Here is a 15,113-nt window from a genome sequence, read left to right as displayed (position 1 = left end):
TACGCGATGAGCGACGTTCTTCTCGAAGGCCGGGAGATCGTCAAGGTCTTCCCCGGAGTACGGGCCCTGGACGGCGTCGGCCTGCGCCTGACGGCCGGTTCCGTGCACGCGCTGCTGGGCGAGAACGGTGCGGGGAAGTCCACCTTGATCAAGGTGCTGACCGGCGTCCACACCCCCGACGGCGGCCGGCTCACCCGACGCGGCCAGGAGGTCCAGCTGCGTTCTCCGCTGGAGGCCACCCGGACCGGCATCGGCGTCGTCCACCAGGAACGCAACCTCATACCCGACTTCTCGGTGGCGGAGAACATCACGCTGCAGAGCCCTTCCTCGCGCCGCGGACTCGTCGACCGGGAAGCCATGAACGCACCCGCCCTGCGCTGCCTGGCGGAGCTGGGTCTGGACCTCGATCCGCTGCGGCCGGTCCGGGAACTGTCCGTCGCCCAGCAGCAGTTGGTGGAGATCGCGAAGGCGCTCCACACCGAGAGCGAGGTGCTGTTGCTCGACGAGCCGACCGCCTCGCTCTCCCCGCAGGAAGCCGAGCGCCTCTTCGACGTCGTCCGGCGGCTGACAGCCCGTGACACATGCGTCGTCTTCGTCAGCCACAAGCTGGAAGAGGTCTTCGCCGTCTGCGACACCGTCACCGTGCTGCGCGACGGCAGGTCCGTGCTGGAGTCCTCACCGCTCGCCGACCACACGCGCGACGACATCGTGAACCTGATGGTGGGCCGCGCCCATACGGCGCCCGGAATGCGGCCGCGCACCCCGGACCGCACGGCCGCCCCGGTGCTCGCACTCGATCGGATCTCCACCGCCGACGGCCACCAGGACATCACCCTGGAGGTGCGGCCCGGTGAGATCGTCGGTCTCTACGGACTCGTCGGCGCCGGGCGCAGTGAACTCGTCAAGGCCGTTCTGGGCCTCGACCGAATCACCGGCGGCGAGATCAGGGTGCACGGCGAGCCGGCCCGGATCGCTTCGCCGCGCCAGGCGCTGCACGAGTTCGGTATCGGCTACCTGACCGAGAACCGCAAGGAAGAGGGCGTCTTCCTCGAACAGCCCATCCACCGGAACATCACGGTCACCGTGTGGAAGAGGCTGGCCAAGGCCCTCGGGTTCATCTCCGCCGCCGAGGAACGGAACGTTGCGCAGGACCTGGTCGAACGCCTCGGCATCCGGATCTCGGGCCTCGACCAGAACGCCGGTGAACTGTCCGGGGGCAACCAGCAGAAAGTGAGTCTAGCGAAGTGGCTCGCGGCCGACACCCGGCTGCTGATCGTCGACGAGCCGACCGTGGGCGTCGACGTACGTACCAAACACAGCTTCCACGAACTCCTGTGGGAGCTCGCGCGCGGAGGTCTGCCGATCCTGCTGATCAGCAGCGACCTCACCGAGATGATCACGCTGGCGGACCGTGTCCTCGTCATGGCCGAACACCGCATCCGCGGCGAGGTCGACAATGACCGCGACTACGACCGGATGAGCGGCCGGATCATCCGCATCATCCACGACCGTGCGCTCTCGGCAGTGACTGCGGCGGAGAACTCGCAGAGCCCGAAGAGCCCGGAGGACGCCGGGAACGAGGGGGACGCGGAGTACACGGAGGACGCGGAATGAGGCGCGTGGCACAGGTGATCCGGGTCCGCCCGGAGCAGTTGGAGAAATACCGAGACCTGCACCGCGACGTGCCCCAGCCGGTGTTGGACACATTGCGGGACTGCCACATCGGGAACTACTCGATCCACCTACTCGGCGACCTGCTGTTCGGCTACTTCGAATACCACGGTGACGACCTGGTCACGGACATGGCCCGCCTGGCCGCCGACGAGGCGACGCAGGCCTGGTGGCGGCTCACCGCACCCTGCCAGCAGCCGGTGGAGCATGCGGCACCGGGGGAGTGGTGGGCGTCGATGGAGCAGGTGTTCCACATGCCCTGATGTCCCCATCATCGAGGACGGATCGGAGAAGGAGATGGAGACGGAGAAGGGGATGGAGAAGAGAACCGTATGAGTGAGACGCCGCTCGTCGATGCCCACCACCATGTGTGGGACCTGGCCGTACGGGACCAGGAATGGATCACCGGCCCCGAACTCGCGCCGCTGCGCAGGACCTTCTCGCTGTCGGATCTTCGTCCGCTGACCAAGCGGGCCGGAGTCGCCGCGACCGTGATGGTACAGACCGTGACGGTCCCGGAGGAGACCCCCGAGATGCTGGCGCAGGCGGCGTCCGACCCGCTGGTCGCCGGGGTGGTCGGATGGACCGACCTGACAGCTCCCGATGTGGCGGACGCGCTGGCCCGGCTGCGTGAACTGCCCGGTGGCGGACGGCTGGTGGGCATTCGGCACCAGGTGCAGTCGGAACCCGACCCGCGGTGGTTGGTACGGGAGGATGTCCTGCGAGGTCTGTCCGCGGTGGCCGACGCCGACCTTGCCTACGACCTTGTGGTTCTCCCGCACCAACTGCCCGCGGCCACCGCCGCGGCCCGCCTTCTGCCGGGTCTCAGGCTCGTCCTGGACCACATCGGCAAACCCGCCATCGCGTCGGGCGCGCTCGAACCGTGGGTTACGGAACTACGGGCCCTGGCGGCCGAACCGAACACCTTCTGCAAGCTGTCCGGCCTTGTCACGGAGGCCGACTGGCACGGATGGACGGTCGACGACCTGCGTCCTTTCGCCGAGACGGTTCTCGACGCCTTCGGGCCGGACCGGGTCATGTACGGCTCCGACTGGCCCGTCTGCACGGTGGCCGCCGGCTACGGGGAGGTGCTCGATGCGGCCCGTGCCCTGACGGTCGGGCTCAGCGTGGACGAACGGGCCCGCGTTTTCGGCGGCACGGCCGTGAACGCCTACCGGCTGCGCGTGCCCTGAGCCCGCGGACGCCTGCGGCGGACTTCACCGCGACGGAGACGCCGCCGGTCAGGGCTCTAACGTCGTTGACGTGCTCCCTGGCCTGATGTCCGGGGATTCCGGCCTGGGTCGTCTGACCCTCGCGGGGGCTTCCTGCTTCAACGCGCTGAGGGGAGGGCCCGGTCCACCTTGGCTAAGGTACGGCCGTGCTTGAGCGCCTTGCCCAGGTCGATACCGGCGTCGGTCTTACGGCCGGGGAGGACGTCCGGCTCGGTGTCCACGACGAAGCTGGGGAAGTACCGGCCGGCACTGTCCTTGGTGACGGTCAGGGATCCGGGTAGACGGGTGGTCGTATCGGAGCCGCATATCCAAGATTCCACCGGAATTGGTCTCATGGATAAGGGCGTCTCCGCTCGCCGGATTCGGCAGGAGTTCGCCGGCCGTCGACCGCGCCATCATGCACGGGCACCTGTGGTCGCCCTCGTAGTTCTCCGCATCGTGTGGCGGTGCATCGTTGACGATCGTCCGCCAGTGCATCGAACAGCAAAAACGTCCGCTCTAAGGTGCACGTCAGTCTCGAGATGCATTCATCCCCAGCGTGAACGCCCGGGGCTTTCTGCAAGGGTCCCGGTAAACTGCTCTCGTCCCGACGCCCCCGGAGCAACAGGAGCAGGAGAACGGATGCCACCGCATGACAGTTCCTCTGCCGGGGCCCCGGAGTCCGAGGGAAGAAGCCAATCCGCCGGCCCTGGTCGCCAGGTCCTCTCGGACAGTGTCTACGAGCAGATCAAGGCCATGGTCATGGACCATGAGATCGCCCCTGGCGCACGCGTGGGGATCGAGGCGCTGTCGCGCGCTCTGGGTGTCTCGCCCACGCCCGTCCGTGAGGCACTGGCCCGGCTGGAGTCCGACGGACTCGTGGTGAAAAGGTCGCTCTCCGGGTACCGGGCAACCGAGTTGCTGACCCGCCAGGGCCTTGAGGAGCTCTTCGAGATGCGTCTCCTCCTGGAACCGCGAGCAGCAGCGCTCGCCGCCGTCAATGCCACCGAGGACCAGCTCGACTCCCTCGAGCGGCTCGTGGAGGAGATGCAGACGCATCCGGGGCCGACCGGGCGGTACGCGGACTACCGCGACTTCGCCGCTCTCGACCAGCGCTTTCACGACGCGATCGCGGTGATCTCGCAACGTCCGCTGCTCGCCGACGCGGTGGAGCGGCTCCACTCGCATCTGCATGTCTTTCGCCTCAGAAGCGCCGGGAGCGCCGACGACCCCACGCTGGCGGAGCACGAACGTGTCGTACGCGCGATACTCCGCCGCAAGCCCGACCGCGCCGCCGAAGCCATGGCGGAGCACCTCACACGCAGCCTTCAGCGGCAGCTCAGCGAGGAGTGACGCGGCGCCTGCCTCTTCACCCCCTCGCCAGAAAGTGACAGGGACGATCACGGTCTGCACTGCACGGTGGTGGCTGATCTCGGAGGTCTCCTGGGCGATCAGGTTGAGGGCGGGCCGCAGCAGATCGGCGAGCGTCACCTCGTCGAAGCCGACGCGCGCCCGCCGAGGTGGGCAGTAGACGCGCGATCCAAGCAGGTCAGGCAGTTGATTCCGGGAGGTGACCGAGGTGCTCGAGGACGCGCTCACGTAGCAGGAGGTACTCCTCCCGGCGCCGGGGCAGAGGTCCCGGGGGGCGTTTGACGACGCGGGCTGCGGTGACAGTCTGGCCATCCTGGAACTGCTCACGCGTGAGGTCCAGCTCCACACCGCTGGGCAGCCGATTCCACCAGTGAAATCCGTGTTGATCCCCGCCGCAGTAGACCTCTCCGACCATGAGGTCGCCACCGAAGATGTCGTTCACGATCAGAGCCGTGATGTCACAGTGGCCCCACGCTGGGTTGCCGGGCTGCCAGCCTGCGCGAGCGAGGTCGTCCGGAGAACAGGTGTCGGCGGCCCAACTCACGCGCAGAGCTCTGTCGATGTCCAGCAGGTTCCAAGGGATCATGCCGCCAGCCTCGCAGCCGCCACTGACATCGGCTTCGGCCTCGGCGGTTCGGGTGAGGGGCAGCCGCATGATCGTCCCGACGGCGGCGGCCTGTGCGTCGCGGTGCTCAGTGCCCCATGTGCCGGTGGAGGAACGCCTCATCCCCCTTGCGCGTCTGACCGGGCGGGGGTGTCGGCGCTGTGGACCCGGGTCTTTTCGGACGGACTGGATGACCCGTCTGACCGGTGTGCGGTGCTGCAGAAGGTGTCCGAGGTGAAAGGAGCGGCGATGCGCCGTATCCCGACGTGTGTGCTGAGTGATGCGGGTCCGCCCGAGGTGTCCGACGGGCACGCGGTGGACCGTTATGTCGAGATCGGCTCGGTGACGAAGGCGCTCACGGCGACCGTGCTGTCGGCCATGGCGGACGACGGCACGGTCGAGCTCGAGGATCCGGTGGAGCGGTGGCTTCCCGCGCCGCCCGCGACGGGGATCACCCTCTTGAATCTCGCGCAGCACACCTCGGGGCTTCCCCGGCTGCCCCCGCGTCTGGGGCGGCGGGATCCTTACGCGGCCTTCGACCAGGCGGAGTTGCTGCGGCTGGTGCGTAGCCTGGACACCGTCGGCCAACCCCACCAGGGGGAGGAGGAGTACTCCAATTTCGGGTACGCCGTCCTCGGCGCGGCCCTGGCCGCGGCGGGCGGGGCCTCCTACGAGGAACTGCTGCGCGCCTATGTCCTGCAACCACTGGGTGTGAGCGAGGTGACCGTGCATCCGCCTTTGGAACGGCGACTGCTGGCACCCGGGCTGCTGGGTGTACGGCGCAGGCCCTGGACGATGGACGGGGCGATTCTGCCGGCGGGCGGCCTGTGGGCGACACCGCGTGCTGTCGCCGACCTCGTCGTAAAGCTCCTGGTGGAAAGGAAGTTGGGCGAGCCGGCCCCCGGCTGGCAGACCACGGGGCCGCTGCGGTGGCACAACGGCGCCACGCGGGACGCTTCGGTGTTCGCAGGGGCGATTGAGGACGGAAGGTGGGCGGTGGTCCACCGCCTGGGCGGAGCGCCCGAGGAGACGGACCGGGCAGGGATTCAGGCGCTGGACCGCTCGGCCGTGTGACGGCGTGCAGGGACGGCATCAGCCCCCGGGAGGCAGGCGGCGGTCGGCCGGATAACGACGCCGGGGCCACCGGATGGCTTGCGGCCGTCGTCGAGGGCAGTTGACGGGCCGTGGGCCGGAGGCGTCCCGAAGCGGCGGAGCGGAAGCCGACGGTCGGGGACGGGCGCCCCACGGTCCGGCGTCGGGGCAGCACCGGCTCGGTCACCGTCGGCTGCCATGCCTTGGCTTGGTGTCTAGACGGCGACCGGCCAGGCCGGCGATCCGGTGGACGGCCCGGTCGGCCGCCGCTTGCCGCGAGCGAGATGCGGGTCGGCTCCCGCGGACGGGGCGCCGGGCGTCGCAGTGGTGATTCGGACGCCTTGGGGATTGCCCTCGAACACCGAAACGAGGACCATTCCCCGTTTCGTGCTATGGTCACTGCTGACACCTGAACGGGGAATGGTCCCCGCTTCTGTCCGGGAGCCGCCGATGCGCACGCAGCACCCCACCGTCCGACTCGCCGACCTCACCGACGACTTCACCGCCGACCCCTACTCCGCCTTCGCCGCGCTGCGCTCCCGCGGGTCTGTCCACCATGTGCGTTTCCCCACCGGGGACGAGTCGTGGCTGGTGGTCGGGCACGAGGAAGTGCGCGCCGCGTTCGTCGACCCCAGGCTGCGCAATGACGTGCGGCACTCTGCCGACTTCGAGGACGACGGGCTGTACGCCGTGGGCCGCAACATGCTCCAGGTCGATCCGCCGGATCACACCCGCCTGCGGACGCTGGTGGCCCGCGAGTTCACCGCCCGCCGCGTCCAGGCGCTGCGGCCCCGCGTTCAGGAGGCGGCCGGTGCGCTCCTGGACGCCGTGGTCGCCGACGGCCGAGCCGACATTGTGGCCGCATACGCCTATCCGCTGCCGCTCACCGTCATCTGCGAGCTGCTCGGCGTGCCAGACGTGGACCGGGCTGCCTTCCGGGCGTGGTCCACGAAGGTCGTCGCCCTCGACGACGCGGAGCAGTCCACTCGCGCCGCGCAGGAGATGGCCGCGTACCTCGCGGGGCTGGCGGAGGAGAAAAGGCGGCTGCGGGACGCGGCGGAGAGCGATCTGCTACACGCTCTGGTCCGCACCCACGACGGGGACGGCGCCGATCGGTTCACCCCGGAGGAACTGCTCGGCATGGCCTTCCTGCTGCTCGTCGCAGGGCACGAGACCACCGTCAACCTCATCGCCAACGCCGTCCACCTGCTGCTCGGCCATCCCGGGCAGCTCGCCGCCCTCCGCGCCGACCCCGAATTGCTGAAGGGCGCCGTGGAGGAGACTCTCCGCTTCGAGTCGCCCGTGCCGGCGGGCACCTACCGCTACACCGCCGAACCGATCGCCCTCGGCGGCGCCCGGATACCGGCGGGCGCGCGTGTCGTGCTCTCCATCGCCGCCGCGAACCGCGACCCCGCGCGCTTCCCCGCCCCCGAACGGTTCGACATCCGCCGCGATCCCGCCGCGACCCGCGCCCACCTCGCCTTCGGGCACGGCCTGCACCACTGTCTGGGCGCGCCGCTGGCCCGCCTGGAAGCAACCCTGGCTCTGCGCATCCTGCTGGACCGCTTCCCCCGCCTGGCCTTCGACGGCGACGGTACACCGCTGTGGCGCACCAGTCTCATGCGGAGCCTGCGAGAGCTGCCGGTGCGCTGGTAGACACCGGCCCCGATCCCTGTTTGCTCAATCGCCGGTAGCATTCGTACCGGGGAGCACTCTCCGGTACGGGGACGAGACGGAGAAGAGGGAGACACGATGGGCGGCCACGCGCCGACTCGGCGCCGCGACGCGTTGCGCAACCGGAAGGTGCTGACGCAGACGGCCCGCGAGGTCTTCGCCGAACAGGGGTTGGACGCTCCGCTCGACGTCATCGCTCGGCGCGCGGGCGTGGGCAACGCGACCCTCTACCGCCACTTTCCGACCCGCGCCGCGCTTGTGGACGAGGTCTTCCGGGATGCTCTCACCGAGACCATGGCCGCCGGCGCGCGAGCACGCGCCGCCGAGGACGCGTGGACAGGGCTGACGCAGTACCTGCACACCGTGTTCGCGACGCTTGCCGCGGACCGCGGCACCAACGACCTCATGACCACGAGCCTGGAAGGCGTGACCTCTCTGGAGACCATCCACGCCCATAACCGCGTCACCATCGCGGACCTGATCCGCCGCGGCCAGATGCAGGGCACCGTCCGCCCGAACCTCACCACCGAGGACGTCCTCTTCACCCTCGCGGCGCTCGGCCGGGTCGTGCCTGCGCTGAGTACCGTCGCCCCGGACGCTTGGACCCGCCCGCTCGCCTTGATTCTCGACGGTTTCCGCGCCCATCCGGCCGTGCCCACCCTGCCTGTGCCGCCCCTGACCTCCGCCCAGCTCGGCAGCGTGCTCCTCGAGCTCGGTCCGCACCGGCGGCGTTGAACGAGGCCGTGAGCGAGAGCCCTTGCCTCCGCGCAGCTTGCCGGGCCGCCGGCGTCGGGGCCGCGACGGGCGCGGATGGCGGGATGCTGCGGGCCAGCCGAACAGCCGAGAACGTCGACGGGGCGGCGCACGCCAGGGGGCGTCGGAGTGCGCCGCCCTGCGGTGGGCCGGGCTGCCGGGAGGCAGCCACGGCCCGTGCTGTCATGGCGGTTCCTTCGGGCCGCGGTTGACGTCGGCGTCCGGGGTCCGGAGACCGGTGGCCACGGTGGTGCCCACGGAGACCATGCTCGCGATCGATTGCAGCATGCTGCCGACGACGTGTCCGACGCGTACCGGAGGGCCGGGGGATCGTCATCGTGCGGAAACGAGCGATGATGCCCTGGGTCACGTCGTCGGAGACGGACACCGCAGTGCCGAACTCATAGGACAGCCTCCTTTGGCCGGCCGGGCAGGTTGTCCACGGCGTCGCTCTCAGGCAAACAGCTCGCCGAGCAGTTCGGGGCCGATGACGATGGGAGCGGGGCGGTAGACGGGTGGCTGTGTGCCCGTCAGCTCGCGTACCAGGAAGTCCCAGCAGTGCTTGCGGACATAGGACAGGCAGTCGATGAACATGTGCTCGGCGCCCGGCACGATGAGCACCTCGAAGTCCTTGTCGGCGGCGAGGAGCCGGTCGGCCAACCGTAGTGTGTGGTCCGGGTGGACCTGGTCGTCCAGCTCGCCGTAGATGAGCAGCAGCTTGCCCGTCGGCCTGTCCGCGATGTCCACATTGGAGGTGCGGGCCCAGGCCTCGGGGCTGTCCGGGCCGTCGTAGGCCTCCACGAAGGCCTGGTTGAAGAAGCGGGCGTCGTGGTATCCGGAGAGGGCGACTCCGGTCTTGTACACCTCGGGGAAGTCAAGCATCGCCCGTGCCGCGGCGAACCCGCCTCCGGAGTGGCCGAACGCACCCACCCGCTCCAGGTTCATCCACGGCCGGGTCTCGGACAGCTGTCGTAGCGCCGCGACATGGTCGGCCAGGCAGCCCGCGTCGGCCAGGTGGCCGTAGGAGGCGTCGTGGAAGGACTTGCTACGCCCGGGGGTGCCTCGCCCGTCCACCGCCACCACTACGAAGCCCAGCGCCGCGATGGGTTCCGCGTCGAGGCCCATCCCGCCGGGGTCGAAGCACGGGGCGACCCGGTTGACCTGCGGGCCGGGGTAGATGGTGTCCACGACCGGGTAGCGCTGCGCGGGGTCGAACCCCCGCGGCCGGTGCAGCACCCCGTAGATGTCCGTCACCCCGTCGGCTGCCTTGACGCGGAACCGTTCCGGCGGTGTCCAGCCGGTGGCGGTGAGCTTGCTGATGTCGGCGCGCTCCAGTTCGACGAGCACCCGCCCGGCCCAGTCACGGACTCGGGTCACGGGCGGGGTGTCGACGGCGGACGCGGAGTCGATGAAGTACTCCGGGTTGTCCGGCATGGTGACGATGTGGTCGAGCTCGTCGTCGGTGAGCTTGGCGAAGTCGGAGCCGTCCAGGCCCACCCGGCACACCGTGCGCCGGTACGGATCCTCTCCGACCAGCCCGGAGGCGGTGAAGTACACCACCCGCTCGGTCTCGTCGACGTGCAGGATCTGCCGCACCGCCCACTGCCCCGAGGTGATCTGGCCGAGCAGGGCACCGGTGTGCAGGTCGTACCGGTACAGGTGGCCCCACCCGTCCCGCTGCGAGTACCACAGCACCTCGTCGGCCAGTGTCCGCACGATCGGCGGCTCGTACAGCCACTGGTTGGGCTCCACCCGGGTGGCCCCGGTCTCACTGAGCACAGTGGTGACCCCGCCGGTGGCCGGGTCCAGCCGGTGCAGGGTGAGTGTGCGCAGGTCGCGGGGCTGGCTGAGGTAGTACACCGCTGAGCTGTCCGGGGCCCACCACGCCCACTGGCTCGTGATCGGCGACAACTGCGGCATGAGCAGCGGCTCGGCCTGCGTGCGGACCACCGTGCCCTCGGCGATGTCCAGTACGACCAGTTCGGCCTGCGGGATGTTCTCGTCCCCGGCGTAGGCGTACCGCTGGGTGCGAAGGAGGGGCGCGCCGCCGTCGGCGGGCCTGGCCTCCACGAGGTGGGTCTGCCGGACGCCGCGCTCATCGGTCCGATGTGCCAGTACCTTCGTCGAGTCGGGCGACCAGGCCACCGCGGGCGGCAGGTGCGGCAGGCCGAACTTGCGCAGCAGGGTGCCGTTGCTCATGCAGTCCGGGCCGGAGCCGTAGCGGTGGTCGGGCTCGCCGTCGGTGGTCAGTGCCCACTCCATGCCGTCGGACAGCGAGCGCGCCCACAGGTCGTGATCTCGCTGGGACACCGCGACCTTCTTGTCGGGCGACGGCACCTCCAGCGGATTGCCCGGCGGCGTGAACTCGGCCCGCTCGCAGGTGTAGCTGTCCAGGCGGCAGCGCCAGTGCTCCCCGAAAGCGTCGAACTCCACGGCGTTCTGGGCCAGTTCGATGGCCATGAACGGCAACGCCTCGGGGTCGACCTGTTGGCCGGAGGCGGCGGCCAGCGCGGCGGCGAGCAGGGCGTGGTCGAAGGCCGGCTCGCGGGTGCCCGCCGTCGGGTCGACCAGCACGAACCGCCTGCCGACGCCATTGCTCACCGCGTACCAGAAACGGGCGCCTCCGTCGATCCACTGCGGCCTGACCTGGTCGCCGATGACGAGCTCGCCAGGGCGGGCCGGTCGGCGGAGGAGTTGCTCCGCGGCCTGGTAGTCCTGAGTGGTGCTCATTTCTTTTGTCCTTCCTCGCTGTCGGTTCTGGGTCCGCCGTGATGCCGCGATGGCGCCATCACGGCAGGGGTGATGAGGACATCGGAGGATTGAAGGGCGGCGCGGCCGTCCCGCGAGCCGGGTGAGACAAGGCGGGTGCGGTCGGTGCCGCATCGGGGTCAGGGGCGGCGGACGGTGGTGTCACCGCGGTTGTCGCGGGCGGCGCGCCTTGACCATCCGGTCGGACTGCTCGGGGGCGCCGGGTACCGGCGGGTGGTTGCGCACCCGGGCGGTCGGGGTGTGCGCGTCCGGCCGGACGGCCTCTCCGACTTGCCGCCGGCGGCGTACAGGTCGGCCGTGTCGCTGCCGAGTCCGCCGACACGGATCTCTCGGAGACGGCGTCGGTGGAGACAAGGGTGGATCTTGACGGCGGTGGTCTTGCCGGCGCCGTTCGGGCCGGGCAGGGAGAAGATCGTCCTTGTGGGGACGGCCAGGTCGAGGCCGTCGAGCGCGACCTTGTCGCATGAGGTCTTGCGCAGCCCCTTCGCCGCGATGGCCAGGTCGGCCGCGAGCGGGTGCTCCTTCAGTCAGCCGCCCGTGCGGCACCACGGAGATCAGCACCGCAAAGGGCGACATCCGGGTAGCCGAAGGCCGTGCGTGGCACGGTCGTGCAGCGCGTCACGGCCCTTGGAGGCGTCTGCGGGCAGGACCTCGACCGTGGTGTCGGCCCGTTCGGCGGCGATGAACTGGACACGCCCCGCAGGGATGCCGAGGACGGGGGCCATCGGGGAGGGGGTGTCTAACTTCTGCATCGTGCTCTCTCCTGCTGCGCTTCGTGTTTCTGGCGCAAGAAACGCTACGTTGCGTTCATGGGTGATGCAATAAGCTCGTTGCGGGGTGATCGGTGTTTGCTCAGGCAGAGGCCCAAATATCGTTGCAACAATCTCGTTTTCAACGCAACGGCAGTGATCTTGCTCGTTGCATTGGCGTGAGCGTGAACGCTATGCTGGAAATATCAAGGAAGCGTGAAGGGAGATCGCGATGCCGGGAGGCAGGCTCACCCAGCAGGAACGCCAGCAGATCGCGCTGGGGGTGGCCGACGGGCTCGCCTACGCGGAGATCGCCAGACGTCTCGACCGTCCTACGTCGACGATCACGCGTGAGGTGATGCGGAACGGCGGCCCCACCGCCTACCGCGCCGACCTGGCCCACCGCGCCACCGAACGCCGCGCCCATCGGCGCAGGCAGGGCGCTCCCCGAGGACTGCAGGCGCCCCCGCAGGCCCACGGACGCGACGCTGAGGCCGTGCGCGAGTACGAGGAGACGTTCACCACCCTCCTCATGCAACAGGGCCTGCCCAAGATGATGTCCCGGGTGCTGACCTGCCTCTACACCACCGACGCGGGCAGCCTCACCGCGTCCGAACTCGTCCAGCACCTCCAGGTCAGCCCGGCGTCCATCTCCAAAGCCATCACGTTCCTCGAAAGCCAGGGCCTCGTCCGCAGGGAACGCGACGAACGTCGACGCGAGCGCTACCTCGTCGACAACGACGTCTGGTACCAGGGGATGATCGCCGCCGCCCGATCCAACGCCCAACTCGCGGAGACCGCACGGCAGGGTGTCAACATCCTCGGCCCCGGCACCCCGGCTGCGGCCCGCCTCGAGAACATCGCCCGCTTCGTCGACTTCGTGGCCGAGAGTATCTCCCGCGCCGCGGACCAGGCCCGCGAGGTCCTCTACACGAAAACCGAAGTGACCTCAGGCGGCCCTGCCGAGCCGAGTTCAGATCGCGGATAGACAGCCGCCTCGATGGCCGCAGCCGGTTGCGCCTGCGCCGAATCCTTCAACTCAGCCGCCCCCTGGCGCGCGCCCGTCGGGTGGACTTGTTCATGCCGGGACGCGGAGGTCGAAGGGGATTTGTGCTCAAGCGAGGCCGGCTTCTACAAGATCAAGACGATTCGCGCGACCGCCCTGCCATGGGAGGGGCCGCTGCGTCCCGCCACGGTGTGAATCCGCCGCCCCGCCCTCAGCTCCAGCTCTTGCTTCGCCTATCGACATTCGATAGATTCCCATCGCAATTCGATGGAAGGATAGGTTGTGGGGAAGCTTGCAGTGCGTGCGTTGCGCGCCGTGCTCGTGGTGGTGCTCGCCGGCACCGTCTTCGTACAGGCAGGGATGGTGTGGGCGTTGGTCAGCGGGAGCGACCCGGAGGACGGGTCGCTCCCGTTGAACTCGCTGCGCGTGATCACGATCCTGGGCATGGTGTCGGCCCAGGTAGCCCTGGTCTGCGTATGGCGGCTGGTGACGATGGTGCGACGCGGAACCGTGTTCTCCCATGCCGCCTTTCGGTACGTGGACGTCGTGATCGGCGCGATCGTGGCGGCTGCCCTGTTGTGGTTCGCGGTCACAATCCTCAACGCGCCGGGCCAGCGGGACGATCCGGGCGTCACCGTCATCATGGGCGGGGTTGGCGTGGCCATCCTCGGGGTCGCGCTCATCGTGCTCGTGCTGCGGATGCTGCTCGCCCAGGCCGTCGCGCGCGACGTCGAAGCGGCCCAGATGCAGGCCGAGTTGGACGAGGTGATCTGATGCCGATCGCCGTCGACATCGACGTGATGCTGGCCAGGCGGAAGATGTCCGTGGGCGAGCTCGCGGACCGGGTGGGGATCACGCCCGCCAACCTGGCGGTACTCAAGAACGGCCGCGCCAAGGCGGTACGCTTCGCGACGCTCGCCGCGCTCTGCGAGGTGCTCGAGTGCCAGCCGGGCGACCTGCTGCGCTGGGAGGCCGGGGACGCCGCGGGCGGGTGACGTGCCCCAGGGCGGGGCGGGAAAGCGCCTGGCACCACCGGCCCGGTGGACCGCATGGACGTGGGCGCCGATCACCCTCAGCACCGTCCTGACCCCGTTGGGCAGATTCCGGTTGACCTTCACCGCACCGTCCCTGCTCCATTCTCCGTGAACTCGCCCAACGCACCGGGCTGACAGCCACGGCGAGAGGCAGACGCCAGACCGTCAGCCCCGCTCTCGATCGTCACCTCCGGGCGGTTCCGGCCTCCGTTTGGGACCATGACCATGTGGATGGGAATCCGGCTCTCGGCGGGGCCGAGCCGATGAGTGTGCTGGAGGTGGCGCCGACGGCCCGGACGGCGGTGGCGTGGCTTCCGCCGCGGGACCTCTGGCCGGCGATTCAGGACATCCGCTGGGAGCACGATCCGCAGGTACGGCGGTGGCCGCCGCATGTGAACCTGCTGTTCGGCTTCGTGCCGGAGGAGGAGTTCCCCCGGGCCGTGCCGCTGCTCTCCGCAGGGGCGGCCGAGACCACGGTGTTCACCGCGCACCTGGCCGGCGTGCGGTACTTCCGGCACCGGCACTACGCGACAGTGTGGCTCGATCCGGCTGCGGCGGGCCCGGCGCCGTGGGCCCGTCTCCACCAGGAGCTGGGGCTGCGGTTCCCGCTCTGCCACGGGCGCACCGGCCGCTTCACTCCGCACTTGTCCCTCGGCCGCACCCGGGATCCCAAGCATCTGGCCGCCGAGTGCGCCGTCCGGCTCGGCGCGCTGTCGGTGGTGGTCAACGAGGTGGTCCTGCTCTCCCGGCGCGGCGAGGAGCCCATGCGGCCCCGGGCCGTGATCACCCTGGGCACGGGCGAGGTCCGCCGGCTACAGGAGTGCTGAACGAGGGCGTCGACGTGGTCTTGACGGTGGGCGAGGGGGGCGACTTGGAAGCCTTCGCGGGCCCAGCGGTTGGCGACGTAAGCGCTGAGGCCGGCGCCGGAGACCGCCCGGCTGGGGCCTGTCGTCAGACTCCCGCCTGCCCTGCGACGCCATGCACGCTCCCCCACGCTCGGCTTCGCTCGCGGGCGGTGCCCCCCGCCGCCGCACCGGGCTCGGACCCGAGTACGTCCAGTACGTTCGCAACACGCCCTAGAAGACTCATGAAGATCTTGGGGTTCTGGCCCCGTCGTGGGAGCGGCGGGGCCAGACTCGTTTTCGTGGTGATGGGGGAATGGGCCGGGGAGACGGTCGG

Annotated in this window: 15 protein-coding genes and 1 pseudogene; 11 read left to right on the top strand and 5 right to left on the bottom strand. The window is 69.7% G+C overall.

All coding sequences use genetic code 11. The features are described from left to right. Positions 1-6 precede the first annotated feature (6 nt). The 3 genes from ACFY2Z_RS28995 to ACFY2Z_RS28985 all read left to right on the top strand — a co-directional run bounded on the left by ACFY2Z_RS28995 (position 7) and on the right by ACFY2Z_RS28985 (position 2,864). Positions 7-1,614: a sugar ABC transporter ATP-binding protein gene (locus ACFY2Z_RS28995; protein ID WP_390747035.1), complete on the top strand. Its 1,608-nt coding sequence runs from the start codon at positions 7-9 to the stop codon at positions 1,612-1,614. Next, complete coding sequence (locus ACFY2Z_RS28990) at positions 1,611-1,934, top strand: L-rhamnose mutarotase (protein WP_390747034.1); 324 nt, start codon at positions 1,611-1,613, stop codon at positions 1,932-1,934. Before ACFY2Z_RS28995 ends, ACFY2Z_RS28990 begins: the two co-directional genes overlap by 4 nt. A gap of 69 nt (positions 1,935-2,003) precedes the next feature. Continuing rightward, positions 2,004-2,864: an amidohydrolase family protein gene (locus ACFY2Z_RS28985; RefSeq protein ID WP_390747033.1), complete on the top strand. Its 861-nt coding sequence runs from the start codon at positions 2,004-2,006 to the stop codon at positions 2,862-2,864. 137 nt (positions 2,865-3,001) lie between these two features. On the opposite strand, the gene ACFY2Z_RS28980 is transcribed toward ACFY2Z_RS28985, so the two are convergent. After that, on the bottom strand, positions 3,002-3,223 hold the full coding sequence (locus ACFY2Z_RS28980) for a hypothetical protein (RefSeq protein WP_390747032.1): 222 nt from the start codon (positions 3,221-3,223) through the stop codon (positions 3,002-3,004). 301 nt (positions 3,224-3,524) lie between these two features. Here ACFY2Z_RS28980 and ACFY2Z_RS28975 point away from each other — a divergent pair, with 301 nt between their 5' ends. Further along, positions 3,525-4,235: a GntR family transcriptional regulator gene (locus ACFY2Z_RS28975; protein ID WP_390747031.1), complete on the top strand. Its 711-nt coding sequence runs from the start codon at positions 3,525-3,527 to the stop codon at positions 4,233-4,235. Positions 4,236-4,431: 196 nt separating this feature from the next. On the opposite strand, the gene ACFY2Z_RS28970 is transcribed toward ACFY2Z_RS28975, so the two are convergent. Next, the gene (locus ACFY2Z_RS28970) at positions 4,432-4,839 is read right to left on the bottom strand and encodes a hypothetical protein (protein ID WP_390747137.1); all 408 of its coding nucleotides are present in this window, start codon (positions 4,837-4,839) and stop codon (positions 4,432-4,434) included. A gap of 267 nt (positions 4,840-5,106) precedes the next feature. Between ACFY2Z_RS28970 and ACFY2Z_RS28965 the strand changes: the two genes are divergently transcribed. From ACFY2Z_RS28965 to ACFY2Z_RS28955, 3 genes are all read left to right on the top strand, one after another. Further along, positions 5,107-5,931: a serine hydrolase domain-containing protein gene (locus tag ACFY2Z_RS28965; protein ID WP_390747030.1), complete on the top strand. Its 825-nt coding sequence runs from the start codon at positions 5,107-5,109 to the stop codon at positions 5,929-5,931. A 468-nt stretch (positions 5,932-6,399) separates the two neighbouring features. Then, on the top strand, positions 6,400-7,605 hold the full coding sequence (locus ACFY2Z_RS28960) for a cytochrome P450 (protein WP_390747029.1): 1,206 nt from the start codon (positions 6,400-6,402) through the stop codon (positions 7,603-7,605). Between the two features lie 96 nt (positions 7,606-7,701). Next, complete coding sequence (locus ACFY2Z_RS28955) at positions 7,702-8,358, top strand: TetR/AcrR family transcriptional regulator (protein ID WP_390747028.1); 657 nt, start codon at positions 7,702-7,704, stop codon at positions 8,356-8,358. Positions 8,359-8,592: 234 nt separating this feature from the next. Here the strand turns inward: ACFY2Z_RS28955 and ACFY2Z_RS28950 are convergent. The 3 genes and pseudogenes from ACFY2Z_RS28950 to ACFY2Z_RS28940 all read right to left on the bottom strand — a co-directional run. Beyond that, positions 8,593-8,773 (bottom strand): annotated as a pseudogene (locus tag ACFY2Z_RS28950) (ABC transporter permease); the annotation flags it as partial. 56 nt (positions 8,774-8,829) lie between these two features. After that, a complete protein-coding gene (locus ACFY2Z_RS28945; RefSeq protein ID WP_390747027.1) occupies positions 8,830-11,106 on the bottom strand; it encodes a DPP IV N-terminal domain-containing protein in 2,277 nt (758 codons plus the stop codon). 593 nt (positions 11,107-11,699) lie between these two features. Beyond that, positions 11,700-11,897, bottom strand: a complete 198-nt coding sequence (locus tag ACFY2Z_RS28940) for a hypothetical protein (RefSeq protein ID WP_390747148.1) — start codon at positions 11,895-11,897, stop codon at positions 11,700-11,702. Positions 11,898-12,126: 229 nt separating this feature from the next. On the opposite strand from ACFY2Z_RS28940, the gene ACFY2Z_RS28935 reads away from it, so the two are divergent. The 4 genes from ACFY2Z_RS28935 to ACFY2Z_RS28920 all read left to right on the top strand — a co-directional run bounded on the left by ACFY2Z_RS28935 (position 12,127) and on the right by ACFY2Z_RS28920 (position 14,761). Next, positions 12,127-12,882, top strand: a complete 756-nt coding sequence (locus tag ACFY2Z_RS28935) for a helix-turn-helix domain-containing protein (protein WP_390747026.1) — start codon at positions 12,127-12,129, stop codon at positions 12,880-12,882. 300 nt (positions 12,883-13,182) lie between these two features. Further along, complete coding sequence (locus ACFY2Z_RS28930; RefSeq protein ID WP_390747025.1) at positions 13,183-13,674, top strand: DUF2975 domain-containing protein; 492 nt, start codon at positions 13,183-13,185, stop codon at positions 13,672-13,674. Then, positions 13,674-13,895 (top strand): helix-turn-helix transcriptional regulator, encoded by a 222-nt coding sequence (locus tag ACFY2Z_RS28925; protein ID WP_355917421.1) that lies wholly within the window; start codon positions 13,674-13,676, stop codon positions 13,893-13,895. Before ACFY2Z_RS28930 ends, ACFY2Z_RS28925 begins: the two co-directional genes overlap by 1 nt. A gap of 266 nt (positions 13,896-14,161) precedes the next feature. Further along, on the top strand, positions 14,162-14,761 hold the full coding sequence (locus tag ACFY2Z_RS28920) for a 2'-5' RNA ligase family protein (protein ID WP_390747024.1): 600 nt from the start codon (positions 14,162-14,164) through the stop codon (positions 14,759-14,761). The last annotated feature ends 352 nt before the right edge of the window (positions 14,762-15,113 follow it).

Origin of the sequence: Streptomyces sp. NPDC001222 (assembly GCF_042896945.1) — a bacterium.
GTDB lineage: Bacteria > Actinomycetota > Actinomycetes > Streptomycetales > Streptomycetaceae > Streptomyces > Streptomyces gibsoniae.
Note: the sequence above shows the minus strand (reverse complement) of the source record. Positions and strands in the feature narration are given on the sequence as shown.

Excerpts from the sequence above, each read along its gene's own strand:
- ACFY2Z_RS28995 (WP_390747035.1), top strand. The coding sequence starts at position 7 with ATGAGCGACGTTCTTCTCGAAGGCCGGGAGATCGTCAAGGTCTTCCCC.
- ACFY2Z_RS28990 (WP_390747034.1), top strand. The coding sequence starts at position 1,611 with ATGAGGCGCGTGGCACAGGTGATCCGGGTCCGCCCGGAGCAGTTGGAG.
- ACFY2Z_RS28985 (WP_390747033.1), top strand. The coding sequence starts at position 2,004 with ATGAGTGAGACGCCGCTCGTCGATGCCCACCACCATGTGTGGGACCTG.
- ACFY2Z_RS28975 (WP_390747031.1), top strand. The coding sequence starts at position 3,525 with ATGCCACCGCATGACAGTTCCTCTGCCGGGGCCCCGGAGTCCGAGGGA.
- ACFY2Z_RS28970 (WP_390747137.1), bottom strand. The coding sequence starts at position 4,839 with ATGATCCCTTGGAACCTGCTGGACATCGACAGAGCTCTGCGCGTGAGT.
- ACFY2Z_RS28965 (WP_390747030.1), top strand. The coding sequence starts at position 5,107 with ATGCGCCGTATCCCGACGTGTGTGCTGAGTGATGCGGGTCCGCCCGAG.
- ACFY2Z_RS28960 (WP_390747029.1), top strand. The coding sequence starts at position 6,400 with ATGCGCACGCAGCACCCCACCGTCCGACTCGCCGACCTCACCGACGAC.
- ACFY2Z_RS28955 (WP_390747028.1), top strand. The coding sequence starts at position 7,702 with ATGGGCGGCCACGCGCCGACTCGGCGCCGCGACGCGTTGCGCAACCGG.
- ACFY2Z_RS28945 (WP_390747027.1), bottom strand. The coding sequence starts at position 11,106 with ATGAGCACCACTCAGGACTACCAGGCCGCGGAGCAACTCCTCCGCCGA.
- ACFY2Z_RS28940 (WP_390747148.1), bottom strand. The coding sequence starts at position 11,897 with ATGCAGAAGTTAGACACCCCCTCCCCGATGGCCCCCGTCCTCGGCATC.
- ACFY2Z_RS28935 (WP_390747026.1), top strand. The coding sequence starts at position 12,127 with ATGCCGGGAGGCAGGCTCACCCAGCAGGAACGCCAGCAGATCGCGCTG.
- ACFY2Z_RS28925 (WP_355917421.1), top strand. The coding sequence starts at position 13,674 with ATGCCGATCGCCGTCGACATCGACGTGATGCTGGCCAGGCGGAAGATG.